The 24,136-nt window shown below is 59.0% G+C and carries 25 protein-coding genes and 1 pseudogene; 12 read left to right on the forward strand and 14 right to left on the reverse strand.

Annotated elements, in window-relative coordinates; translation table 11 throughout:
* Window positions 1–459 precede the first annotated feature (459 nt).
* Complete coding sequence (locus NW862_RS02575) at window positions 460–609, reverse strand: hypothetical protein (RefSeq protein WP_414335704.1); 150 nt, start codon at window positions 607–609, stop codon at window positions 460–462.
* Between the two features lie 135 nt (window positions 610–744).
* On the opposite strand from NW862_RS02575, the gene NW862_RS02580 reads away from it, so the two are divergent.
* Complete coding sequence (locus NW862_RS02580) at window positions 745–1,989, forward strand: Era-like GTP-binding protein (RefSeq protein WP_414335705.1); 1,245 nt, start codon at window positions 745–747, stop codon at window positions 1,987–1,989.
* Here NW862_RS02580 and lipA read toward each other — a convergent pair.
* The 3 genes from lipA to NW862_RS02595 all read right to left on the reverse strand — a co-directional run bounded on the left by lipA (window position 1,986) and on the right by NW862_RS02595 (window position 4,529).
* Window positions 1,986–2,840 carry a lipoyl synthase gene (lipA, locus tag NW862_RS02585; RefSeq protein ID WP_414335707.1) on the reverse strand — a complete coding sequence of 285 codons (855 nt, stop codon included), beginning with the start codon at window positions 2,838–2,840 and terminating at the stop codon, window positions 1,986–1,988. The two genes, NW862_RS02580 and lipA, sit on opposite strands and share 4 nt — an antisense overlap.
* A 123-nt stretch (window positions 2,841–2,963) precedes the next feature.
* Entirely contained in the window at window positions 2,964–3,461 is a 498-nt protein-coding gene (locus tag NW862_RS02590; RefSeq protein ID WP_414335709.1) for a DUF4079 domain-containing protein, read from the reverse strand.
* A gap of 51 nt (window positions 3,462–3,512) precedes the next feature.
* The gene (locus tag NW862_RS02595; RefSeq protein ID WP_414335710.1) at window positions 3,513–4,529 is read right to left on the reverse strand and encodes a phosphotransferase enzyme family protein; all 1,017 of its coding nucleotides are present in this window, start codon (window positions 4,527–4,529) and stop codon (window positions 3,513–3,515) included.
* A 260-nt stretch (window positions 4,530–4,789) separates the two neighbouring features.
* Between NW862_RS02595 and remA the strand changes: the two genes are divergently transcribed.
* From remA to NW862_RS02620, 5 genes are all read left to right on the forward strand, one after another.
* Window positions 4,790–5,059 (forward strand): extracellular matrix/biofilm regulator RemA, encoded by a 270-nt coding sequence (gene remA / locus NW862_RS02600; protein ID WP_414335047.1) that lies wholly within the window; start codon window positions 4,790–4,792, stop codon window positions 5,057–5,059.
* Between the two features lie 83 nt (window positions 5,060–5,142).
* Window positions 5,143–5,790 (forward strand): guanylate kinase, encoded by a 648-nt coding sequence (gene gmk / locus NW862_RS02605; RefSeq protein WP_414335046.1) that lies wholly within the window; start codon window positions 5,143–5,145, stop codon window positions 5,788–5,790.
* Between the two features lie 193 nt (window positions 5,791–5,983).
* Window positions 5,984–6,442, forward strand: coding sequence for an adenosylmethionine decarboxylase (gene speD, locus NW862_RS02610; RefSeq protein ID WP_414335045.1), 459 nt, complete (start codon window positions 5,984–5,986; stop codon window positions 6,440–6,442).
* A gap of 122 nt (window positions 6,443–6,564) precedes the next feature.
* On the forward strand, window positions 6,565–7,503 hold the full coding sequence (locus NW862_RS02615; protein WP_414347673.1) for a spermidine synthase: 939 nt from the start codon (window positions 6,565–6,567) through the stop codon (window positions 7,501–7,503).
* Window positions 7,504–7,603: 100 nt separating this feature from the next.
* On the forward strand, window positions 7,604–8,755 hold the full coding sequence (locus tag NW862_RS02620) for an NAD-dependent epimerase/dehydratase family protein (protein ID WP_414335043.1): 1,152 nt from the start codon (window positions 7,604–7,606) through the stop codon (window positions 8,753–8,755).
* Here the strand turns inward: NW862_RS02620 and NW862_RS02625 are convergent.
* The 9 genes from NW862_RS02625 to NW862_RS02665 all read right to left on the reverse strand — a co-directional run bounded on the left by NW862_RS02625 (window position 8,752) and on the right by NW862_RS02665 (window position 17,824).
* Complete coding sequence (locus NW862_RS02625) at window positions 8,752–9,663, reverse strand: histone deacetylase (protein WP_414426885.1); 912 nt, start codon at window positions 9,661–9,663, stop codon at window positions 8,752–8,754. The two genes, NW862_RS02620 and NW862_RS02625, sit on opposite strands and share 4 nt — an antisense overlap.
* A 48-nt stretch (window positions 9,664–9,711) precedes the next feature.
* The gene (locus NW862_RS02630) at window positions 9,712–10,035 is read right to left on the reverse strand and encodes a hypothetical protein (protein WP_414347671.1); all 324 of its coding nucleotides are present in this window, start codon (window positions 10,033–10,035) and stop codon (window positions 9,712–9,714) included.
* Window positions 10,036–10,537: 502 nt separating this feature from the next.
* Window positions 10,538–10,909: a ribosome silencing factor gene (gene rsfS / locus NW862_RS02635; RefSeq protein ID WP_414335040.1), complete on the reverse strand. Its 372-nt coding sequence runs from the start codon at window positions 10,907–10,909 to the stop codon at window positions 10,538–10,540.
* Between the two features lie 12 nt (window positions 10,910–10,921).
* On the reverse strand, window positions 10,922–11,563 hold the full coding sequence (yqeK, locus tag NW862_RS02640) for a bis(5'-nucleosyl)-tetraphosphatase (symmetrical) YqeK (protein WP_414426886.1): 642 nt from the start codon (window positions 11,561–11,563) through the stop codon (window positions 10,922–10,924).
* A 1-nt stretch (window position 11,564) separates the two neighbouring features.
* On the reverse strand, window positions 11,565–13,376 hold the full coding sequence (lepA, locus tag NW862_RS02645; RefSeq protein WP_414335038.1) for a translation elongation factor 4: 1,812 nt from the start codon (window positions 13,374–13,376) through the stop codon (window positions 11,565–11,567).
* Window positions 13,377–13,880: 504 nt separating this feature from the next.
* On the reverse strand, window positions 13,881–14,405 hold the full coding sequence (locus NW862_RS02650) for an NYN domain-containing protein (protein WP_011429486.1): 525 nt from the start codon (window positions 14,403–14,405) through the stop codon (window positions 13,881–13,883).
* A gap of 149 nt (window positions 14,406–14,554) precedes the next feature.
* Window positions 14,555–15,541 (reverse strand): glycine--tRNA ligase subunit alpha, encoded by a 987-nt coding sequence (gene glyQ / locus NW862_RS02655; protein WP_414335036.1) that lies wholly within the window; start codon window positions 15,539–15,541, stop codon window positions 14,555–14,557.
* Window positions 15,542–15,586: 45 nt separating this feature from the next.
* Window positions 15,587–16,354, reverse strand: coding sequence for a peptidase (locus NW862_RS02660; protein WP_414335035.1), 768 nt, complete (start codon window positions 16,352–16,354; stop codon window positions 15,587–15,589).
* Between the two features lie 45 nt (window positions 16,355–16,399).
* Window positions 16,400–17,824: a DUF697 domain-containing protein gene (locus NW862_RS02665; RefSeq protein WP_414335034.1), complete on the reverse strand. Its 1,425-nt coding sequence runs from the start codon at window positions 17,822–17,824 to the stop codon at window positions 16,400–16,402.
* Window positions 17,825–18,013: 189 nt separating this feature from the next.
* Here NW862_RS02665 and NW862_RS02670 point away from each other — a divergent pair, with 189 nt between their 5' ends.
* The 5 genes and pseudogenes from NW862_RS02670 to NW862_RS02690 all read left to right on the forward strand — a co-directional run bounded on the left by NW862_RS02670 (window position 18,014) and on the right by NW862_RS02690 (window position 21,023).
* Entirely contained in the window at window positions 18,014–18,298 is a 285-nt protein-coding gene (locus NW862_RS02670; protein ID WP_414335033.1) for a DUF427 domain-containing protein, read from the forward strand.
* Between the two features lie 46 nt (window positions 18,299–18,344).
* The gene (locus NW862_RS02675) at window positions 18,345–18,938 is read left to right on the forward strand and encodes a TolB family protein (RefSeq protein WP_414347668.1); all 594 of its coding nucleotides are present in this window, start codon (window positions 18,345–18,347) and stop codon (window positions 18,936–18,938) included.
* A gap of 48 nt (window positions 18,939–18,986) precedes the next feature.
* Window positions 18,987–20,171: an LL-diaminopimelate aminotransferase gene (locus NW862_RS02680; RefSeq protein WP_414335031.1), complete on the forward strand. Its 1,185-nt coding sequence runs from the start codon at window positions 18,987–18,989 to the stop codon at window positions 20,169–20,171.
* A 347-nt stretch (window positions 20,172–20,518) separates the two neighbouring features.
* A pseudogene (locus NW862_RS02685) lies at window positions 20,519–20,716 on the forward strand (RNA-guided endonuclease TnpB family protein); the annotation flags it as partial.
* 130 nt (window positions 20,717–20,846) lie between these two features.
* Window positions 20,847–21,023: a hypothetical protein gene (locus NW862_RS02690; protein WP_414368294.1), complete on the forward strand. Its 177-nt coding sequence runs from the start codon at window positions 20,847–20,849 to the stop codon at window positions 21,021–21,023.
* 75 nt (window positions 21,024–21,098) lie between these two features.
* Here NW862_RS02690 and ilvD read toward each other — a convergent pair whose 3' ends face one another.
* Entirely contained in the window at window positions 21,099–22,796 is a 1,698-nt protein-coding gene (ilvD, locus tag NW862_RS02695; RefSeq protein ID WP_414368305.1) for a dihydroxy-acid dehydratase, read from the reverse strand.
* A 349-nt stretch (window positions 22,797–23,145) separates the two neighbouring features.
* Between ilvD and fbp the strand changes: the two genes are divergently transcribed.
* Entirely contained in the window at window positions 23,146–24,129 is a 984-nt protein-coding gene (fbp, locus tag NW862_RS02700; RefSeq protein ID WP_414335561.1) for a class 1 fructose-bisphosphatase, read from the forward strand.
* The last annotated feature ends 7 nt before the right edge of the window (window positions 24,130–24,136 follow it).

Below are 24,136 nucleotides of genomic sequence, written 5' to 3' on the forward strand. Positions count from 1 at the left end.
GTTGTCAAGACGCCCCTAGACAGTCACTTGAGGCAAAACCTCAAGATTCTGCTTACTTTTCGTTCCTTCTCGTTCCCCAATGCACGGATCGGGTTTTTCACCGTAGTAGGTGCTTGGGAACGATAAGTTGACGAGCATTATTAGTAGTAGAGCAACTAAACTTGCCTACGGGCTTCTCGTCCCCGCGCTAAAGTGCGGGGCTACCAAGCTGTCCTGATGTGTCTTCATTGGGTTTGAGATATAGCTTTTTCCGAACTTTATGGGAGCTCTGTAGCCAAGCGGGAGCCTTACCTACGCAAGAGATCGATCCACATGACTGCAGCAGATAACGCCGGAAAAAGCTGCAGGTAACCGCCCGCCAGCCCTTAAATCCCCTCCCCTTTGCTTGTGGCAGCGCAGAGGGGTAGGGAGGTGTCTCAGACTTATTCGGAATTAGCAACGACCAACCTGCCCATCCGACTAATGAAGGGCGCTCAGGAGCACAACATCCGCAACCAACAGCGCCCCGGCAAAGGCCAGCAGGCTGCGCACGATCTGGCGCTCTTGCTTAGAACGATGGGATCCACCGATGCGGAGCCATTTCAGAGAGGGGGAAAGGCGATACAGCATAGGAAAGCCAGCAGAAGCCTAAAGCCATCATGCCCTATTCTGTGAGCCAGGCGGTTCCCCACGCTGGGGGGGAGAAACGGCTGGCCCTGGGGTGCAATTCCCTCTAGAGTGAGGGTTAGTCCTTTGCCCCTGTCTATGACCCCTCCTCTCGCCCAAGCCGAAACGGTTTTGCACAGTTGCTGGGATCACTGGCAATCTCTGGCCAGGCGTCAGGATGTGCAGCCGGAGTTGAGAGCTTTATCAGCTTTGCGCAAGCGCCTCACCGCCCGCCTGTTTGCCATTGCGGTGTTCGGGCTGGTCAACCGCGGCAAGTCAGCCGTTCTGAATGCCCTGATCGGCGAGGCGCGGCTGGAGGTAGGGCCCCTGAATGGGGTCACCCAACGGCCCCAATCTCTGCTGTGGCAACCGGATCCGGAGATCCCTTGGCGGGTGAGGCTGGTGGATACTCCGGGTTTGAACGAAGTAGAAGGCGCAGCCCGCGAACAGTTGGCCTGGGACGTGGCCCGCTCGGCAGATTTGATCTTGTTTGTCATCGCCACCGACCTAACCCAGTTGGAATACCAAGCCCTGTTGGAGCTGCGCACCCTGCACAAGCCCATCCTGCTGGTGTTGAACAAGTGCGATCTCTATTCAGAAGCCGAATTGCAGGCGATTCGCGCCCAGATCAGCCGCCACCTGGGCTGGGTGTCGCCGCAGGAGATCCTGACCGTCGCCGCTTGCCCAAAACCTCTGAAAGTGCGCACCCACTGGCCGGATGGCCGCATCACCCTGGAGTGGGAACGGCCCGCACCCCAAATTGAGACTCTGCGGGGGCGCATTGTGGAGATTTTGCAAACGGAGGCGGGCTCCCTCCTGGCCTTGAACGTCTTGAGGCGGCTGGATTGGGTTCAGGCCCAGATTCTGGAAAAACAATGGCAGCATCACGCCCGCTTTGTAGAGCAATGGGGCAAGGTTGTTGCCCTCGGCAAGGGGATCGCGGTGGGCCTGGCGCCGCTGGGGTGGGATTTGCTGCTGGCCCCGCTGCTGGATGGCCTGTGGCTGTTGGGCTTGGGGGTACGCTTGCATCTGCCCTGGGAAGCCCTATGGAAGGCGCTGGTCTCTTTTCGCGAAGGGCTGGGGCGACCGCTGCTGCTCAATGGGGCGCTGCTGCTGTGCGCCGAAGGGATGAGCTCCTGGCTGTGGGGAGACTGGGGCAACGGCCTTTTGCCGGGTTTGGTGGCGGGGGCAAGTTTATACCGCCTGGGATCCCTGGCGCCGCAGGCGCTCAGCCGGTTTGCGGCCCAAGCCTTCGGTCTAGGGGCAGGTCTTCATGCCCTGCTCGGACGGGAAAAGCCGGCTACGACAGACGGCGCACCGCCTTTGCCCAGTTCTCTCGCCTAGTTCTGCACCATTTCAGCAGCGTGGTAGGAGCTGCGCACCAATGGCCCGGAGCGCACCTGGCGAAACCCCATCTCACGGGCGATCTGGCCCAGCTCGGCAAACTCCTCCGGCGTCCAGTAGCGCTCCACAGGGCGGTGGGCCAAGGAAGGCTGCAAATATTGCCCCAGGGTGAGCCGGTCGCACCCCACCGCCAGCAGATCCCGGAAGGTTTCCAGCACTTCTGCGCGGGTTTCCCCATGCCCCAGCATCAGGCCGGACTTGGTGGGCAGGCCGGGATCCAGCTCCTTCACCGTTCGCAAAACCCGCAAGGATAGGTCGTAGCCGGAGCTGCGCCGCACCGCCTGCGACAGCCGCCGCACGGTTTCGATGTTGTGGTTGTAGCAGACGGGCTGAGCGGCCACCACACGGGCAATGCAGTCGCGATCGCCGCGAAAGTCGGGGGTGAGCACCTCGATCTGGATCCCAGGGCAGCGCCGCCGGATCGCCTGCATCACCTCCACGAAGCGACCGGATCCCTGGTCGGGCAGGTCGTCGCGGGCTACCGAGGTGAGCACCACATAGCGGAGACCCAGCAGCTCAACCGCCTCGGCCACCTTTTCCGGCTCTGCGGGATCCAACGGTGCAGGCCGCCCACCGGCCACCTGACAAAACGAACAGGCGCGGGTGCAGATCCCGCCCATGAGCAGAAAGGTGGCGGTCTTTTGGCTGTAGCACTCCGCCCGATTGGGACAGCGCCCCTCTTCGCAGATGGTGTGCAGGCCCCGCTGCTTGACCACCTGCTGCACCGCCGAGATATCGCTGGCCTTGCCGATGGAACGCTTGACCCAACTGGGAAGAGGGCTGACAGACATGAGAAAACCGTTGGCTGGGGCTAAGTACCTGGAGAAAGCGTCCCTCTCCAACCCAAGGAGAGGGAGACAGCGTCTATTTTGACATGGACGCCTTCTCTGGCAACTGCCTCTGCCCAAAGCGGGTCAGGCTACCTGAGGGGCGGTCAGCATCTGGTTGACGATGCGCTGCACAATCTGAAAGCCGGTCACCGCCTGCCAACCCAAGATCGCCAAAATCACCGCGTTAAGCATCAGGTGAACATTGCGGGCCCAAACCTTCTGGCCATCCTTCATCAGCGGCGCCAAAGCCGCCGAGCTGGCCACCAAGGCGACAATGCCCAAGCCGGCCAGCAGGTGAGGCCCGACAAACAGCTTGCCGTTGTTGAGGTAGGTGACCCCCATGCCGCCCAGGGCTCCGAACACCATGAACACCAGAAACAGGGATCCGGCCAGGAAGTGCCGCTGAGCAAACTTCCCTTTGATCAGCTCCTTGCGTTCTTCTGCCGAGGCGGTGCGCACCCGCCGCGCCTGTAGCCCCAGGTAGAGGGCATACAGAGCCAGGGCAAAGGCCAAAATCATCAGCACAGGGTGAAAAAAAGGCAGTGCCAATTCCAACCAGCGGGGAAGTTGAAGGCTGCTCATAGGGATCGCGCAACGAAGAGGAAGCTGCTTCTAAATTAACATAAATTTAAATTAACCGAAAGCCAATTCCCTTGCTGCTGCAACGAGGGCGCGCATGGGCTCCAGCAGTTGGGGCGCCATCTGGGTGAGGTCTTGATACAGGCAAATTTGCTGTTGGCAGCGGGCTAGGTTATGGGCTTTGCGACTTGGGTACCGCTGCGGATCCCAATTCCAGTAGCAGTCCTCGAACCAATCCTGCAGAAAGCGGATCCCCAATTCCAGGGTAATCAGTTGGATCCCTTGGATGATGAGTTCTGGTTGTAGGGTGTGCAGGTTGCCGGTTTGGGCATAGCCCCGCAACCCCGCCAGGATCGCCTTGGGCTGAAAGGTATTGCCTCGTTTACCCCAGGAGCGCAAAGCATCTCCCAGTTCAACGTAGAGGTTGTGATACATAAAGGTGTCCAGATCCACCAGACCCACAAATCGCCCCTGCTCGTCGAACAAAAAGTTGTTGAACTTGAGATCGCCATGGATGATCTGCGTTGGGATCCCTGAGGGCAGCAAAAGGTGCGGCACAGTTTCGATTAAAAATTGCCATTCTGCTCGCACTTCTGGCGCCGGGTCGCGCTGGCGGAGCTGTTGCCAAAGGTGGGCCGTGTCGTGAAAATGCGGGATCTGGAAGCGAAAGCGATATTGCCACTGGGCCAAGAGCCGGTGCAAGCGTCCAACGGCTGCCCCTGCCTCTTCCAGGTAACTCCCATCGGGCGGGGTTGAATGCGAGGATCCCGGCAGACACTCCATAACCCGCCACAGCCCTTCTGCCCAGCTCAAATGCAGGGATCCATCCCGAGCGCGGCGAAATTGGGGCACGGGGAAGCCTTGTTGCCTTAGCCATTGGCCGACGGCTTGACCGTCTTCGGTGGCAGCAGGATCCAAACGGGGATGAAGACGCTGGGCAATGAAGGATCCCTCAGAGGTATTGAGTTTCCAGGTCTGGTGAATGAGGCCCACTCGGATGGCTTCGGGTGGATCCGGATCCCCCAGTTGAAAGTGCTGGACAAGGGGATCCAGCCAAGTCAAGTCAAGCATAGGCCAGGAAAAATTAAAGTTCTATGGAAGTTGGTCGGCGTTGGGGCATTTGCCCTCCTCAATAAGTAGGGTAAGCCGTTCGGGTTGTGCAGCTTTTTTTCGACTAAACCTGCTACAGTCGCAGCCTTTTTGCCGGTCAGAACCCTCTGCCCAATTGACCGCGAACTCAGGTGTCGTTCTAGCAAACCTGTGAAAGAGACCTATTTGCTACCTTAATGAAGGTTGCTGGCCGGACAATCGTCAGGTTTGCTAATCACCCTATGGATACCCGCCTAATCAACATTGGCTTTGGCAACATCGTCGCCGCCGGACGTGTGATCGCCATTGTGAGTCCCGAGTCAGCGCCCATCAAACGCATCATCAGTGATGCCCGCGAGCGGGGCCAGTTGGTGGATGCTACCTACGGTCGCCGCACCCGCGCTGTCATCATCACCGATTCCGGGCACGTGATTCTCTCTGCTATCCAGCCCGAAACCGTTGCCAACCGCTTCCTAACGGCCAAGCCCGGTTTGTCAGAGGAAACCGAGTGAAAGCCCATCGCCGCAAGCCATCTGCAAGAACCAAGAGTGAGATATTCTAAAACAAACCCAAACCAGCTCGTCGCTCTCTGCCTATGCCAGCCTCTCCTGCCCCAGTTTCCTCTGAGTGTACGCAGCCGCAGGGATCCCTTCCACCTCCTGCCACTTGCGGTCGCCTGCTGGTGTTGACAGGGCCCAGCGGGGTAGGCAAAGGTACGCTGGTCAGCCAATTGCGCCAGCGCCACCCCGAACTGTATTTTTCGGTCTCGGTCACCACCCGCCCGCCCCGCCCCGGCGAACAGGAAGGCGTCAACTACTACTTTCGCAGTCGCGAGGAATTTCTCAGTTTGATCGAAGCCAATGAGCTGTTGGAATGGGCACAGTATGCCGGCAACTTTTACGGCACTCCCCGCGAGATCGTCTGCCAAAAACTCAGACAGGGTCAGGATGTGCTGCTGGAAATTGAGCTGGCCGGGGCCCGCCAGGTGAGGCAGCAGTATCCAGACGCCATTCGCATCTTTCTCTGTCCCCCTTCTCTGGAAGAGCTAGAACGTCGCATTCGTGAGCGCGGACAAGACTCAGAGGCAAGCATCGAGCGGCGCCTAGAACAGGCCCGCAAGGAATTGGATGCCCAAGACGAATTTGACTACGTGATTGTCAACGACAACCTGGAGCGAGCTCTGCAAGAGCTGGAAGCCCTGCTCTATCCTCCCGCCCCCCCTTCGAGAGAGCAGCAGTCTTAGCTTCTCCAACCCTTCCCTCAAAAGCCGGTGTCTGGGTTGCAGCGCCTCGAAACCGCCTCTAGAGTTAACTGGCGGTTAAGAAAAAAGCCGCTGGGGGGTGTGATTTGGCTTTGCTTGTGAGATGATAGTAAAGCTGTGCTTTTTGCGCAGCCTCTGGTTCTAATCAGTTCTATCTGGCCAATTAGGGGATAGTATGCTGCACACACTATCTGGCCAATTAGGGGATAGGTCTCCAGCTCTGATCGGGATCCACTGTATCCTGGAGCTTTACGACTGCCCGGCCAATCTTCTGGATGATGCCTCTCTCGTGCAACAGGCTTTGCGGGAGGCAGCCAGACGTTCCAACTCCACCTTTTTGGGACAACTGTGCCATCCATTTGAGCCGCAGGGGATTACGGCGCTGGCCCTTTTGGGAGAATCCCATATCTCCATCCACACCTGGCCTGAGACGGGCTATGCGGCGGTGGATGTCTTTACCTGTGGTCGCCACACCCGACCGGAAGCGGCCTGCGAATATTTGATCGACGTGTTTCAAGCGCGGCGATATTCCCTGCGCAAGGTGCCCCGCCGCACCACGCAACCGACACTCCTGGAAGAAGACCCCGACTCGGCTGAGGTGCTTACCTGCGAAGCGACCGGACGAAGGCGCTGAGATGGCCGGTGGCAGCTTTTTCCGACTTCACGGGATCTCGAGATTCAACCACTGAAAATCCCGGCATGGGATCTGGGTATCCCAGAGGTCGGTTCCTATCAACGGTACGGCGAGGTGTGCCGATGGACAGCCCGAGGAGTTTCTTTTGGGTTCAGGAGTACTTGACCCCTTGGGACTACGCCGCCCGTGCAGTCACGCGCATCCTGGCCTACCGCAAAACCCCTTTCCAGGAGATGCTCATCGCCGAGACGGGGGCCTACGGCAAGGGTCTAATGCTGGATGGGCATTGGCAATCCACCACGGTGGATGAGTTTCTGTACCACGAGGCTCTGGTTCACCCGGCCCTGGTGCAGGTCGTCCAAGCAGGCGGGATCCCCCGGCGGGTATTGGTGTTGGGAGGGGCCGAAGGGGCGACGCTGCGGGAGGTGCTGCGTTGGCGCTCGGTGGAGCAGGTGGTGATGGTGGACATCGATGGGGAGGTAGTGGCCGCCTGTCGAGAGCACCTGCCGGAAATGCACCAGGGATCCTTTGAAGATCCGCGTGTGCAGGTCGTGATTGCCGATGCTTTCGACTTTCTCCACCGGACAGAGCCGGTTTGGGATGTCATCCTCTCCGACCTATCGGATCCTGTTGAAGCTGGCCCTGCCTACCGCCTCTTTACCCAGGAGTTTTTCCGCCAGATCCGCTCCAAGTTGCAGCCCGCTGGGGCTTTTGTCCTCCAGGCGGGGCCGACGGGGCCGGTGGACTTGTGGCAGCACACCCGCATCGTTCACACCCTGAAAACGGTGTTTGCTGCCGTGCAGCCCTACGCCATTTATGCTCCCACCTACGGCGGCCCACTGGGGTTTGCCCTGGCAGCCCAGGATCCCATCTCTTCCAGGCCGGAGCCGGAACAGATCGACCAGATTCTGAGCCAGCAGTTGGATCCCGCTCGAGGGACGCTGCGCTTTCTCGATGGCATCACCCTGCTGGGGCTTTACCAAGTCCCGGCTCACCTGCGCCGCGCCATTGCCGCCGAGACCACGGTTTACACCCTGGATAACCCTCCTCAGGTCGAGTAACCTGTCGGCCCCAATCCGCGATTAAAAATGGGATCCCAGGGTATTTGTCTTCGATGCCATAACTTGGTAGATTCGTGAGCAGCCGAATTTTGCTTCCCTGATGAAAGTCCTGGTTATTGGTGGTGACGGATACTGCGGCTGGGCGACAGCCCTGCACCTGTCTAACAGGGGCTATGAGGTGGCCATTCTCGATTCCTACGTGCGCCGCCTCTGGGATCTGCAACTGGGGGTTTCTACCCTGACGCCCATTGCCCAGCTCGAGCAGCGGGTGGATCGTTGGAAGGGCTTGACCGGCAAAGATATTCCCATTTTCGTTTGCGACGTCACCAACTACGAAGCCTTGATCTCCTGCATGCGCCGCTTCCCGCCGGATGCCATCGTCCACTTTGGCGAGCAGCGCTCTGCCCCCTACTCGATGATCAGCCGCGAACATGCGGTGATGACCCAGGTGAACAACGTGGTGGGCACCCTGAACATCCTCTACGCCATCAAGGAGGAATTTCCCGATTGCCACCTGGTGAAGTTGGGCACCATGGGCGAGTATGGCACCCCCAACATCGACATCGAGGAGGGGTACATCACCATCGAGCACAACGGCCGCAAGGATACCCTGCCCTATCCCAAGCAGCCGGGATCCATGTATCACCTCTCCAAAGTGCACGACAGCCACAACATCCACTTCGCCTGCCGCGTCTGGGGCCTGCGGGCCACCGACCTCAATCAAGGAGTGGTGTACGGCGTGTTAACAGAAGAAACCGGCATGGACGAAGTGCTGATCAACCGCCTCGACTACGACGGCGTGTTCGGCACGGCTCTAAACCGCTTTTGCATTCAGGCGGCGGTGGGGCACCCACTGACGGTGTACGGCAAGGGGGGCCAAACCCGTGGCTTCCTGGATATCCGCGACACGGTGCGCTGTGTGGAGCTGGCCATCGCCCATCCCGCCGAGCCGGGTCAGTTCCGGGTGATGAACCAGTTCACGGAGCAATTTAGCGTGGAGCAACTGGCGCTGTTGGTGCAAAAGGCGGGGGCCACCCTGGGTCTGAAGGTGGAGATCAACTACCTGGAGAACCCCCGCGTCGAGCTAGAGGAGCACTACTACAACGCCAAAAATACCAAGCTCCTAGATCTGGGCCTGCAGCCCCACTATCTGTCTGACTCCCTTTTGGATTCGCTGCTCAACTTCGCCCTCAAGTACAAAGACCGGGTGGATGTGCGGCAGATCCTGCCCAAGGTGAAGTGGAAGGGCTAGCTCTCTAGGCAAGCTTGGGCCAGGCTCAGCCAGCCGCGGGCCAGATTCTCCAGGTCATAGCCCCCTTCTAGGCCGAAGACGGTCTTGCGGGTCACCTGCTCCAGGCAGAGGTGAGCCAGGCGGCCAAAGTCTTCCTGCTCCAGCAGCATGCTGGCCAAGGGATCCCCTTTGGCACAGTCAAAGCCGGCGCTCACCAGCAGCAAATCCGGCTGGAAGGCCCGCAAGAAGGGCAAAATCTTCTCATCGAGAGCCTTTTTATAGGCCGACCAGTCTGACCCAGCAGGCAGAGGCACATTGCAGAGGTTGCCGTGGATCCCGGTTTCCTGGGCCAAGCCCGTGCCGGGGTAGAGGGGAAACTGATGGATAGAGGCATAGGCCAGTTGGGGGTGGCGCTCCACCACCGCCTGCGTGCCGTTGCCGTGATGGACATCCCAATCGAAAATCGCCACCCGCCTTACCCCTGGCTGCTCCAGGGCCCAGAGGGCAGCAATGGCGGCGTTGCTGAAGAGGCAAAACCCCATCGCCCGTTCTGGCTCCGCGTGATGCCCCGGCGGGCGACACAGCACCAAAGCCGGCTGAGCTGCGGCCAAAGCCGAAGCGGAAGCGGCAAGCCAGGCTCCCACCGCCAAGCGCGCCGCCTCGAAGCTTGCTGCGGAAACGGAAGTATCTGCGTCGATGCGTCCCCCGCCCCTCGCGGCCAACTCGGCCACCCGTTGAATGTGCCAGCGCGGGTGAACCCGCTCCAACTCGGCCAGATCGGCCAAGGGGGGATCCCGCCATTCCAGATGCTCGGCGAAAGAGGCGCTGCGCAGCGCCTTGACAATGGCCTGCAGGCGAGCCGGGCGCTCAGGATGGAAGGGACCAGTGTCGTGGCGGAGAAAGGTCTCCGAATAGTAGACGGGCAACATACCAGGGCGAGGCAATGTTCTCGCAGTTTAGCCTAAGCCCGTGCTTCTCTACCCGTAAAAAGCTTCCGACATGGATCCCGCATAGGGGTCAACGCCAAAAGAAGCTTGTTGCAGCTTCTGCTTGACCACATCCCGCACCACTGAGCGGAGCAATTCCAGCTCAGAGGGGTTGAGCTGATCGCGGCTGGGACACTCATCGGCAGCCAGCCACATGTAGACAGCAGGAACGCGGTTTAGGATCTGCTGCATCATCGCTTCCCGCTCCTTGGCGTCATGAAACACCTGCTGATGGGGATGCTCGGTACAGAGGTAATTTTCCAGCTCTCCTAGGGCCAGATACTCAACGATATTAACCAACATCTTTTCCATCATGATCAACGTCCCTCCTAAAAATCCCTGTCACTCTTAAAACAGGTATTAAACAAAGCGTGTGTAAGATCTCTTCTGCGGCTAAGCCTTTCCATCTCTATTTACCTCGTTCGTCTTCCCGCTTGCCGCTAAAAGCAGCCAACAGGAACCATCAGAAACCTTGAAGATCGCTTCGCTGGCATCCGGCACCAACGAAAAATTATCGAGCTTCCGAGGAGAGCAGGGTACAGTATTTAACAAAGACTATAGAAGCTCAGCCACAGTGAGAAAGAAGATCTCACTCAACCACTCCTCGCCCACCACGCTAGCATACGACTATGTGAAAAATTATGGGAATATCAAGGAACTTACATATTTTTTGACAATTGGCTAACTTAGCGCGCCAAAGCCGGCTTGGAATACTGCTGAGACAAGTGCTGAGAGGCCAGACAGGTGACTGCTGGCCCCAGCTACGGGCTCCGCAAAGCCGTTGCAGCTTAGGGATCTGAACTCAGAAACAATGAGGCTAGCCCGCCAATGGTAAATCAACTCGCTGGGCCTGGATCCAGAAAGATTCTAGGTCATAGTAGTTTCTTTCCTCTTGCAAGAGCACATGGACGATGAGATCCGCATAGTCGATCAGAATCCAGGAGCCTGAGTCTTGGCCTTCGATGCGGCGCGGAGCTTGTTGCCACTTCTCCCAAAGATTTTCCTCAATTGCCCGGGCAATGGCGCGAACCTGTGTAAGCGAATAGCCGCTGATCAAAAGGAAGTAGTCTGCCAGTGTGGAAATCTGGGACACATCCAGCAGAACAATGTCGCCACCTTTTTTTTCTTCCGCCGCGCGAGCTGCGCTCAACGCCATGCGATAGATGGGATCCCCGGCAGGGGCAGGCATAAGCTGTAGCAACTAAAACCCTCCCGAAACGACTGAGTTGCCTTGGAACATAACCTTCTCTAAATCCTTTCTATCTAAAGGATGCAACAGAAAATGATTCCGAGTCATGAGGGTGCGCGGATGAATCACCTGATTCCGATCTAGCAAAAATTTTAGGCTCAAGTCACAGACTCCCACCACGGTTTTAGACAAATCTACAAAAGCCATCTGCCGCAACCGCTCCAATTCTGGGCTGCTGCCCCGATTCGGCTCCAGAGCATCGGCTACAAAAACCACACAACTCAGCGGATCCATGCCGGGCCGCCCCAGGGTGTGGTTGGCAATGGCCGCCAAAATCTCTGCATCCTGTACCTGAAACTGCTCCCGTGCCAGCAGGGATCCCACCTCGGCGTGGAGAATGTGGGGTTCGGCCCGCTCGATCTCGTCCAGCTCCCGTTCCTGAGCCACCCTTTGCAACAGTTGCTCCGGCGGGAAGGACTTGGCCAGGTCGTGCATCAACCCTGCCCAAGCAGCTTTTTGCTCATCCAGCCCATAGTGGGCCGCCAGTTGCCGGGCCATTGCCTCTACCCCCAAGATATGGCGAAGGCGAGGGGGCGGCACCTGACGCTGTAGCCAGGCCAACACCTCCTCCCGCTGCAGTTGAGCGCCGCTCACCCTAGTCATTTTGCAACTTCAGCACCGCCATAAATGCTTCTTGGGGCACATCCACCGTTCCCACTGCCTTCATGCGTTTTTTCCCCTCTTTTTGCTTTTCCAAAAGCTTGCGTTTGCGGGTCACATCTCCTCCGTAGCACTTGGCCAAGACATTTTTGCGCAGGGCCGGTATGGTTTCACGAGCAATCACTTTGGAGCCGATCGCCGCCTGAATGGGCACTTCAAATTGATGGCGGGGGATCAGCTCCCGCAACTTGGCAACCAGGGAACGGCCTACATAAAAAGCTTTGTCCCGATGCACAATAGTGGATAAAGAATCCACCACCTCGCCGTTAATCAAAATGTCCAAGCGCACCAGATCATCCGCACGATAACCCACCATTTGGTAGTCCATGCTGGCGTAGCCACGGGTGCGCGATTTCAATTGATCGAAAAAGTCGGTGACCACTTCTGCCAGCGGTAGCTCATATACAAGCGTAGTTCGACCCTGCGCCAGATATTTCATGTCCTTAAAGGTGCCGCGTTTGGTCTCGCACAGCTCCATCACGGTACCGACAAATTCCTCAGGAAGAATCACCTCTACCCTCACAATCGGCTCCTCAATGCTGGTGCGCTCGTTGGGGGAAGGCAGCTTGCTGGGATTGTCTACCCGAATCACAGAGCCGTTGTTGAGGGTAACTTGGTACACCACCGTCGGAGCTGTAATCACCAAATCGAGGTTGTACTCCCGTTCTAGGCGCTCCTGAACCACCTCCATGTGCAGCAGGCCCAGAAAACCACAGCGGAAGCCAAAGCCCATGGCAGGGGAAACTTCCGGCTCAAAGTAGAGAGCAGCATCGTTGAGCTTGAGTTTTTCCAGAGCTTCTTTGAGTTCGGCGTATTGATCGGAGCTGCTGGGGAAGAGGCCACAAAACACCATCGGCTTGGCTTCTTTGTAGCCGGGCAGAGGTTCAGAGGCCTTGCGATGGACAAGCGTAATGGTATCCCCAACACGGGCGTGTTCCACGCTCTTGATGGCAGCGGCCACGTAGCCCACCTCGCCCGCATGCAGGGCCTCGACCGGCTCTTGATGGGGGCGCATCACCCCCAGCTCGGTAATCTCGTATTCTCGGCCAGAGGCCATGAAGCAAATCTTGTCTCCCGTCTTCACCTCCCCATCCATGATGCGCACATAGACGATCACACCGCGGTAGGAGTCGTAGTAGCTATCGAAAATCAAAGCCCGCAAGGGATCCGCCACCGTATCCCGTGGCGGGGGCACCCGCTGCACAATAGCCTCTAGGATCTCTTGGATGCCGATGCCCATTTTGGCAGAAGCCAAGATCGCTCCGCTGCAATCGAGGCCGATTACCTGCTCGATCTCAGCGATCACCCGCTCCGGCTCCGCCCCCGGCAGGTCAATTTTGTTGATCACCGGGATGATCTCTAGGTTGTTCTCTAGGGCCAGATAGACGTTGGCCAGGGTCTGCGCTTCCACACCTTGAGAGGCATCCACCACCAGCAGCGCCCCTTCGCAGGCTGCCAGGGAGCGGGAGACTTCGTAGGTAAAGTCCACATGCCCCGGCGTGTCGATGAGGTTGAGCACATAGTTCTGGCCGTCTTGGGCGCGGTAGTTCATGCGGGCCGCCTGCAGCTTGATGGTGATGCCCCGTTCCCGCTCCAGTTCCATGTTGTCCAACAGTTGCGGCTTCATCTCGCGAGCTGAAACGGTGCCGGTTTCTTGCAAGAGCCGGTCGGCCAGGGTGGATTTGCCGTGGTCGATGTGGGCGATGATGGAAAAGTTGCGAATGCGGGAGACGGGAACGTCGGTCATAAGAACCTGTCAGGGCAAAGATTTTTTACAATGCTAGCCTCTTTGGCCCTCTGCCCAGGCCAAGGTTGTCCAGAAGTTAACCGGCAAGGAGGAAGATAGAGTCGTTTCAAACAAGACGAAGACACTTTGCCGCCGACCCGCCCTCACCCCCGGCCCCTCTCCCGGCCCTCACCCCCGGCCCCTCTCCCAGAGGGAGAGGGGAGTTAGAGCGACAGCATTGCGTAGTAATAACGAGGTGGAGAAGTGTTTCATTGCTATTTGATAATGACTATAACAACCCTTCTGACGGTTGCCAGAGCAACTTAAAGTGGCTGGGACAGCTTTTCCCGGCAACGCCGACTATGGTCGGCGTAACGGATGGGTCGCTCGCGTGGCAGCAATCTTACTCAGCAGACTTCCCCTCAAGGTGGAGAAACCAGAAGGAACTCAGATGAGTTGTGGCAACTCCGCCAGGGAGCTGTGGGGCCGGCTCGACAGCAGAGGGATCGGCCCAAAATCTCGGCCTTACTTGTCTAGCTTCTCGATGTAGGGGCGAATGTCGTTGAGGTCGATGTAGCGGTCGGTGGCGTTGCGCAGCTCGCGAGCGATCATCCCTTCGGTGGAGACGACCGTAATCAGGGTGTTTTTGGAGCGCAACAGCTCGACGGCCCGCTCAAAATCGCCATCGCCGCTAAACAAGATGATCCTGTCGTATTGCCCAACCGTGTTGAACATATCGATAACGATCTCGATATCCAGGTTGGCCTTCTGGGAGTAGCGGCCGGAGTCTTCGTCTCGATACTCTTTGAGGATCTTGGTGCGTACGGTGAAGCCCAAGCTGATCAGAGCATCTCGAAAAGCCCTTTGATCGTTGGGATCCTTGATGCCGGTGTACCAAAATGCGTTGACTAGCTCGACATTGGGCTGTGACCTAACAAAATAATCCAAGACTCGGCGCGGGTCGAAAAACCAGCCATTTTTTTGTTGGGCATAAAACATATTGTTCCCATCGATAAAGATGGAAACCCGCGTGACGGGATGGCGAAACATAAAGATTTTTCCGGGAATATAAGGTGGACTGGTCAGGAAAAGAGGGCGAAAACGAGAGTGTCGATTATCCTAAGGTAAGGGGTGGCTATGGCAGGCCAGCGCCTGCTGATACCAATCTCTCATCATAGCGAAAACAGGGATCTTTTTCCCTAGCTATTAGCCCAGGCGCCTTTGGAGATCAGGGTGGGTTCCGTCTGCCCTAGGGCATAGCTGGAGCCGGGTCGATCCGCTTGGCTGACATATAGCTCCGCCAATTGTCGGGCCAGGTTGCGGATGCGCCCAATGTAGAGGGTGCGCTCGGCTACGGCAATGACGCCGCGGGCATCGAGCAGGTTAAAGGTGTGGGAGCACTTGAGCACATAGTCGTAGGCGGGCAGGAGCAGAGACACAGCCAACCGATCCGGCAACAGTTGTTTCTGCAGCTTCTGGTGTGTGGTTTCGATCAAGCGCTTAGCCTCGGCTTCGTAGAGGCGGAACAATTCCAGCAGCATTTCAGGGTCGGAATACTCGAAGTTGTAGTAGGACTGCTCCACCTCGTTTTGGAAATAGATTTGTCCATAGGTAATCCGGCCCAGGGAAGGGTGCTCATTCCAGCAGAGATCGAAAACCGAATCTACCCCCTGCAGGTACATGGCCAGGCGCTCTAGCCCATAGGTAATTTCTACAGAAACCGGGCGACAATCCTGCCCGCCCACCTGTTGAAAGTAGGTGAACTGGGTAACTTCCATGCCGTCCAGCCACACTTCCCAGCCCACACCCCAAGCCCCCAAGGTGGGAGATTCCCAATCATCTTCCACAAAGCGAATGTCGTGCTCTGCCGGGTTGATGCCCAGAGCTTGTAGGCTATCTAGGTACACATCTTGGATGTTGTCGGGGGAGGGTTTGATCAGCACTTGGTATTGAAAATAATGCTGCAGGCGGTTGGGGTTTTGGCCGTAGCGCCCATCGGTGGGGCGGCGACAAGGTTCGACATAGGCCACCCGCCAGGGATCTGGCCCCAGGGCGCGCAAAAACGTGTGGGGGCTCATGGTGCCGGCGCCTTTTTCCAGGTCGTAGGGCTGCAGGATGAGGCAGCCTTGTTCCCCCCAAAACTGCTGCAGGCGAAAGATCAAGTCCTGAAAGGTGTGGGCTGACATGACAAGGGCTGGGCAAAGCTACCCTATCCTACCAATCTCCCCCGCTCAGTCGATCAGCTCTTCTTCTCGATCGGCTGAATCTGAGTAGTCCCACTCGATGGGGGGCATTTGGTCGAAGGCTTGTTTGAGGGCGCTCTCCCAGAGCTTGCGCATCTTGGCCAGGTAGGGATCCCCGGTGCGCAGGCGCAGGCGGTGGGTAACTTTGAACTGATTGGCCGGCACCATCACCAGGTCGATGGGGGGGCCGACGGAGATGTTGGACTTCATGGTGGAGTCGATGGAGAGGAGAGCGCATTTGGCCGCATCCTGCAGCGAGGTTTCGTAGGAGAGGGTGCGATCCAGGATGGGCTTGCCGTATTTGGTTTCCCCCACTTGCAAAAAAGGCGTTTCTGGGGTGGCTTGAATGCAATTGCCCTGGCTGTAGATCAAAAAAAGGGCCGGCTCCTCGCCGCGGATTTGTCCTCCCAGCAACAGGCTGCACTGGGCGTCGATGCCGTCTTTTTCCAACCAGGGTCGGTCTTGCTCTTGGATGTAACGAATTTTGGATCCCAGGTAGCGGGCCACGTCGTAGAGATGGGGAAACGTGTGAAGATTCGCACTTTCCTGCTGTCGCAGATCCCGCTGCACTTCCGTTAAAACGCTCTGGGTAATAGACAGGTTGCCAGAGGTGCAAATTAAGATTACCCGTTCTTCGGGCAAGGAAAAATCGAACAGCTTCTGATAGGTGGAGACATAGTCCACCCCGGCGTTGGTGCGGGAATCTGCTGCCATCACCAAGCCAAAACGGGTGAGGATGCCAAGGCAGTAGGTCATGGGAACGATTGGCTCGGCCTTCTGATTGTAGAGGGTTGTAGAGGGTCAGGAGAGAGCGAATCCAATTTTGTGGCGGATTTCCTCCCGCAGGCGGGCGGTGATCGAGGCTTCGTCCAAATCGGCCAAAATCTGGGCTATGGCGGCTTTGGGCCCCTCCGGCCCCCAACTGGCTCCCTGGGCCAGGTAGCGACGGGCCGCCTCCCCGATGGCGTAGCAGGAAAACCCGGCCAACACCGCCTGGGTCAGGGCCACCGAACCGTAGGCCCCCAGAGAGAGTCCCCCAGCAAAGGGCAGGGATCCCCCCAGCAAGGTTTTCAGGGATCCCAGGCCCAACAGCGCCACCCATTCTCCTGCCCCCAGGCTGAGCATGCTGAGGACGATCTTCTGCAGCAGTTGGGCGGCTCCCGCGCTGCTCATGGGCCAGCCATACAGGCGGGACAGGCGCAGGATCAGGGTGACATCCAGAGCCAGCCCTCCCAGAGTATCCAGCAGGGTAATGGGGTTGAGGGCAACCGCCAGCGCTTTGGTGCGGGCAGCGGCGGCGATGAGATCTTGGGCCTGCTGGGCGCGGCTTTGCAGCTTGCGCTCGATCACCTGTTGGTTGACGCGATCGGCAAACAGGAGGGCATTCAAGGCCAGCAGTGAGCGCCCCTCCCGATGCAGGACTTCCAGGATTTTCAGGCGCAGCTCGTCCACCTGCGGGGATCCCACTTCCAGTTGGGCGCCGAAGCTCCCGTCCGGCCTTTGCACCAGGCGAGGCACGCGCGGGGAGGCCGCCACCATGACAATTTCGTTGGGGGAAAGGAGCTGCCGTACCCGTTCGTTGCGGATCTTGTCGTAAATGGCCTGGCGATCCGCCTCTGGGTACTGGTCGATCTTGTTGAAGACCAGCAGCATGGGCTTGCCCGCCTCCCGCAGGGCCGCCAGGGCCTCAAACTCCACCCGTGTCAGATCCCCACAGACGACAAACAGGATCAGATCCGACCGCTGCGCCACCTCTTGGGCCAGCCGCGCCCGCTCCTCGCCGTCCACCTCATCGAGGCCAGGGGTGTCGATCAGCTCCAGACGGGATCCCTGCCAGTGGGTAACCTGTACCGATTGAATGGCTGGCGGGGGAAGTTGGGATCCCCGGGCCGGGGCGGCTGGGGCCTTGGGGCGGGTTTCCCAACTGATGTTCCAAACGGCAGCTCGATGGGTACGGGTGACGCCGTGGGTTGGCCCCGTCTCGAACACCGGCTCGCCCAACAGGGCATTGAGCAGGGAGGACTTGCCCCGCCCCACCAGGCCAAAGGCGGCGATGTGGATCACCTCAGTCTCCAGCTTGTCCAGCAGCGTTTGCAGATCCTCTAACTCCCCTTCTAGGCCCGCGATCTCTTGGGGGTGCAGATCCAGTTGGGCCACCCACTGGCGCAGGCTGCGCTTGGCTTGCTGGTAGTTGAGGTCATCTTCTAGGGTGTTGCGGCGAGCCATGGCCGTAGCGCTCAATAGCAGTGGAGAATAGCCCAGCAGGGGCGGGTGTCAACCCTCAACGACAACGATCAACGACAGGCAGAAAAGCTAATCTCAAAGAAAGGCAGTTGGCCTTGCCGAGATCTGCAACTTCAAAAATAACGTTAAAACTAACGTTGAGAACCGAGAGTTCGCGACAGGAGGTTTTTCATGCCCAGGGCCATCTGGAACGGGGTGGTGGTGGCGGAGACCGACCGCTACGAAACCGTGGAAGGCAACATCTATTTTCCGCCGGAATCTTTGCGGCGGGAATACTTTCAGCCCAGCCCCACCCACACCACCTGCCCTTGGAAGGGGCAAGCCAGCTACTACACCCTTGTGGTCAACGGCCAGGAGAACAAAGACGCCGCCTGGTACTACCCCGATCCCAAGCCGGCTGCAGCCAATATCCGCGGCTACGTGGCCTTCTGGAAGGGCGTCAAGGTAGAACCCTAGCCGTTTGCCGGCTGGGTATGATGGAAAAAATCGGAGAGGCAAGGCAATGCTGACCAAGGGCCGGATCCCGTTCAGGCTGACCTGCTGGGCAAAAAAATTGTGTTGGGCCGGATTGAGCCTGGTGCTGTTGGGCTGCAGCCCAGCAGGCTTGCGCACGCCGCGCCCCACCCTGGCCGGCAGCGGCCTCAACAGCATTTTCCCCGATGGGGAGCCTGCTTTCAGTGGCGATGGTCGCTACCTGGTGTTTTCCTCTGCCCGCAGCGGCAGCCAGGATATTTTTCTCTACGACACGGTGGAACAGCGGCTGGTGGACTTGCCCGGTCTGAATTCCAGCGATGTGGCTGCCACCTCGCCCGACATCAGCGCCGACGGTCGCTACATCGTCTATGTCTCCAATGCGCTGGGCAAGTCGGAGATCTTTCTCTACGACCGGCAAACCCGCCGCGTCGAAAACATCAGCAGCCGGGTGCCGGGGGATGTGCGCAACCCCACCATCAGCGGCGATGGCCGCTTTATCGCCTTTGAAAGCAACGGTCGCGGCCAGTGGCACATCGAGATCTTTGACCGCGGCCCGGCGGCGGCCACACGGCCCTCTGCCCCCAGCTCCTCCACTGCCGGCAACAATCCCAACAATCCCTAAAGAGATCCCGCTGTTTGGATGACGCCCTAGCCACCCTGGATCTGCCCCATGCCCACTGCCTTTGCCCAACGACTGGAGCTGCTGCACTCTAATGTCTTCGACCAGCTAGACCAGGCCAAGTGGGAGGCGCGTCGGTCGGGCTTGGATGTCATCGACCTTTCTTTGGGCTCCTCAGATCTGCCCCCGCCTCCGGAAGCGCTGGCAGCCATTCAATCCGCTTTGTCGGATCCCGCCACCTACGGCTACACTCTGTTTCACGACACCGCCGATTTCCGCGCCGCCTGCGCCAAGTGGTACCTGAGGAAGTTCGGCCTGGGGATCGACCCAGAAACCGAGGTGCTGCCGCTGATCGGATCCCAGCAGGGAACGGCCCTTCTACCGCTGGCCTTGCTCAATCCCGGGGATATTGCTTTGGTCACCGACCCCGGCTACCCCTCCCACGTGGGCGGGATCCATCTGGCGGGAGGGATCCCTTACTATTTGCCCCTGCGGGCGAAAAACCGCTTCCTGCCCCAGTGGGACGAGATCCCGGTGGAGGTCTGTCGTCGGGCGCGGCTGTTGGTGCTGAGCTATCCCCACAACCCCACCACCGCCACCGTCACCCCAGAGTTTTGGCAGGAAGCGCTGCAATTTTGTCGGCAGCACGATATCTTCCTGGCCCATGACTTTCCCTATGTGGACTGGCGTTTCGACGGCCAGGTGGCTCCCTCGGCGCTGCTGGCGGATCCAGACAAGACCCGCACCATCGAGTTCTTTTCCCTCTCTAAGTCCTATCACATGGGGGGGTTCCGGGTGGCCTATGCCATCGGCAGCCGCGAGCTGATCCGAGCTTTGCGCCTGGTGAAGTCCACCATCGACTTCCACCCCTACCAGGGCATTCTGCGGGGGGCAGCGGCGGCCTTGGCGGCTCCCGATAGCTTCTTGGATCACTGGCGGCAGGTGTACCGCCAGCGGCGGGATATCGCGGTGGCAGCCTTGCACCGCATCGGCTGGCCCGTGCCCCTGCCGGAGGCCACCATGTACCTGTGGGCGCCTTTGCCGGAGTCCTACCGTGGTTCCTCAGCCCAGTTTTGTCTGGACTTGGTGAGGGCTACCGGCGTTGCCCTGTCGCCGGGCTCTGGCTTTGGCCCCAGTGGCGAAGGCTATGTCCGCTTTGCCCTGGTGGCGGAGGGATCCCGGCTGGAGGAAGCAATAGGTCGGATTGGGGAGTTTTTGTCCCAGTGCATGTCTTAAGCTTGAAATGCCCTCACCCCCGGCTCCTTTCTCAGAGGGAGCCAGCCCTCACCCCTAACCCCTCTCCCTCTGGGAGAGGGAAGTTAGAGCAGCGCGTTCGCAACAGCGTTACGTAGCAACAACAATGTGACGAACCGTCTCATTGCTATTTGAAATGACCGTAAAATAACAGCCGCAGCTTTTTCGAGTTTCATCTGAATGCGCGGGATACCCCACTCGGGTGGGAAAGGATAGCGCCCAATATACTTACTATGACCCAAGTTCTGACTATCTCTTGCAAGCTCAAGGTATCTGCGTCGCAAGCCACAAAGTTGGATGCGACCAGGGCCTACGGCCCGCTGGCGCGAACAGAGGGGGACAACTGGAATGGACAGCAGTTGAACCAGGTAAGAGACCACTACTCCCGCTTGAGAGCGGTTCTGCAACGCAAGGCCAGTAAGGGCACACGCAGTTCTCGGCGTCGATGCCGGGAGCTGTTGCAACGGCTGTCTGGCAGGGAGAGACGCTTTCAAGTTTGGGTAAACCACTGCATCTCCACTCGCATCAGCGGCGCGTAGCGCTAAAACCCCACCCGCCTATGCGGTGGGGTAGTTTATTCGCTCTGACCGCATCTTGATCTCCCCACCTCTTTTTTATCAGGATGAACTGCGCTGCCGCTTGATCATCACCCTCAACATGTTACGAGTTGTGCAACATGTCTGCGAGGCGGTGCGGCAGGAGAACACCGAACTAGAACGGGTGAAGCAGCGCTATCTGGACGAGTGGACGCAAGCCGTCAATGCCCATGGCGCGTTCGGTCGCTGGCGGTGGAAGGTGGCACGTCACCCGGTCGAGATACGAGACGTTCTCTAACTCCCCTCTCCCAGTGGGAGAGGGGTTGGGGGTGAGGGCTGGCTCCCACTGGGAGAGGGGTTGGGGGTGAGGGATCTAATCCCACAAGTTCAAATCGGTCACCGCCCCCAGGCTGCTGCTGGAGACCAGCTTGGCGTACTTGGCCAGGGTGCCCCGTTTGTAGCGGGGCTCAGGCGGAGACCAGCGGGCGCGGCGGCGGGCCAGCTCCTCTTCGCTGACATGCAGGTGCAACAGGCGAGCCGGCGCATCGATGGTGATCAGATCTCCTTCTTCCACCAGGGCAATCGTGCCCCCCACATAGGCTTCGGGAGCCACATGGCCCACCACCATGCCGTAGGTGCCGCCGGAGAAGCGGCCATCGGTGATCAGGCCCACGCTATCTCCCAAGCCAGCGCCGATGATGGCGGACGTGGGCGAGAGCATCTCCCGCATGCCGGGGCCACCCTTGGGGCCCTCGTAGCGGATCACCACCACGTCTCCCGCCCGAATCTGGCCGGAGAGGATGGCCTGCAAACAAGACTCTTCGGAGTCAAAGACCCGTGCCGGCCCCGTGATCTTGGGAGTCTTGACGCCGCTGATCTTGGCCACCGACCCTTCTGTGGCCAGGTTGCCTTTGAGAATGGCCAGGTGCCCTTGGGGGTAAAGGGGGCTGTGCCAGGGGCGAATCACCTCTTGGTCAGCGCTGGGCTCGTCTGGCACGTCCCGCAGGACTTCGGCAATTGTCTGGCCGGAGATGGTGAGGCAGTCCCCGTGCAGCAAGCCGTGGTTGAGCAGGATCTTCATTACTTGCGGGATCCCGCCGGCCCGGTGCAGATCGGTGGCAACAAAGCGGCCCGAAGGCTTAAGGTCGCAAAGGACGGGCACGCGGGCGCGGATGGTCTCAAAGTCATCCAACGTCAGGGGCACCTCCGCGGCGTGGGCAATGGCCAAAAAGTGGAGCACGGCGTTGGTGGATCCCCCTACGGCCATGATGACGGAGATGGCGTTCTCAATGCTCTGGCGAGTGATGATGTCACGGGGCCGAATGTTGGCCTTGATGGCCTCGGCCAAGACCTTGGCCGATTGGGCAGCGCTTTCGGCTTTTTCTTCGTCCTCTGCCGCCATGGTAGAGGAATAGGGCAGGCTCATGCCCATGGCCTCAAAGGCGCTGGACATGGTGTTGGCGGTGTACATGCCGCCACAGGATCCGGCACCGGGGCAGGCGTGGCGCTCCACCGCCAGCAGCTCTTCCTCGGAGATGCGACCGGCGCTGTACTCCCCTACCGCTTCAAAGGCGCTGACAATGGTGAGGTCACGGCCATTGTAATGCCCCGGCTTGATGGTGCCACCATAGACAAAGATGGAAGGCACGTTGAGGCGGGCCATGGCAATCATCGCCCCCGGCATGTTTTTGTCGCAGCCACCGATGGCCAAGAGACCATCCATACTCTGGCCGTTGACCACCGTCTCGATGGAATCGGCAATCACCTCCCGCGACACGAGGGAGTACTTCATGCCCTCGGTGCCCATGGAAATGCCGTCGCTGATGGTAATGGTGCCGAAGATCTGAGGCATGCAGCCGGCCTCCCGCAGGGCGGCTTCGGCTCGCTCGGCCAGGGCTTGGATGCCGATGTTGCAGGGGGTAATGGTGCTGTGGGCGTTGGCGATGCCGACGATGGGCTTGCCGAAGTCCTCATCGCGAAAGCCCACTGCTCTAAGCATGGCGCGGTTGGGGGAGCGCTGCACCCCCTGGGTGACCACTTGGCTGCGCAGCGGAAAAGGAGAGTTGGCCATCATTGGTAAGAAGAAACCGAGAAAAGTGAGCAGGGAAAAGAATGGGTAGAACTCATCCTACCGCTTTTCCCAAAGGCAACCGTAACCCTCCTGGCAAGAGGGATCCGACCAAATCTGAAGCAACTCTGTAAGTTCTCGGCACCTGCGCCGAGAATCGGCCAGCCTACCTAGTAAAGGGGATCCCAAATTCCAATCGCGTCAGTGGGACGCAGTCCTTGCCCGCCGGTTCGAGATACAGAAGCTAGGGATCTCTTGTTCCGGCGTTTCCTCTTAGGTGTCAGTGAAGCCGCATATGATTCTCAGCTCTCCTCCCTCCCCAGCCGCCGTGCCCAGCAGCGCCGAACGGGAGATGGCGCGGGATGTGCTCACCCTCTCCCGCCATGTCTTGCAGCAGTTTGGCAGCTTTACTGCCGAGGCCCAGGACTTCAGCGCCCTGATGAACCGCATCGCCCTGGCCGGCAAGATGATCGCCCGCCGCCTCAGCCAGGCAGGGCTGATCGAAGGAACGTTGGGGGTGACCGGCAGCGTCAATGTCCAAGGGGAAGAACAGCAACAGATGGACGACTATGCCAACCGGGCCTTCATCCGCGCCTTGGAGCAGACGGGCCTGGTGTGTCGGCTGGTGTCGGAAGAGATGAAAACGCCGGCCCGCCTGCCGGAAAACTGCTCCCTCAGCCGCTTGGCCCTGGTGATCGATCCCTTGGATGGATCTTCCAACATTGACGCCAACCTCAGCGTCGGCTCGATTTTCTCTGTCCTTCATCCTCTAGAGGATCGTCCGGAAGCAGACAACCAAGATCTCCTGCAGCCGGGCCGCCGCCAACTGGCTGCCGGCTACATCCTCTACGGCCCCAGCACCCAACTGGTCTATTCCGTCGGCAAGGGGGTACACAGTTTTACGTTGGATCCCAGCTTGGGCGAGTTCATCCTCTCCAAGAGCGATATTCGCATTCCCGAACGCGGCTCCGTCTACAGCCTTAACGAGGGCTACTTCTGCCAGTGGAGCGAAGGGATCCAGAACTATGTCCGCTACGTCCACCGCCACGATGGCTACACCTCCCGCTACAGCGGCGCTCTGGTGGCGGATTTTCACCGTATCCTCCTTCAAGGCGGGGTGTACCTCTATCCGGGCACCCAGAAAAAACCAGAGGGCAAGCTGCGGCTGATGTACGAGGCCAACCCGCTGGCGTTTTTAGTTGAGCAGGCGGGGGGCGTAGCCACCACCGGCAGCGAGGCTATCCTGGACATCGTGCCCCAATCCCTGCACCAACGGGTGCCTTTGATTATCGGCAGCCGCGAGAATGTGGAAGAAGTGTTGCGCTGCCTTCGCTGACCTCCTA

It is taken from the genome of Synechococcus sp. H55.8 (assembly GCF_047462375.1).
GTDB lineage: Bacteria > Cyanobacteriota > Cyanobacteriia > Thermostichales > Thermostichaceae > Thermostichus.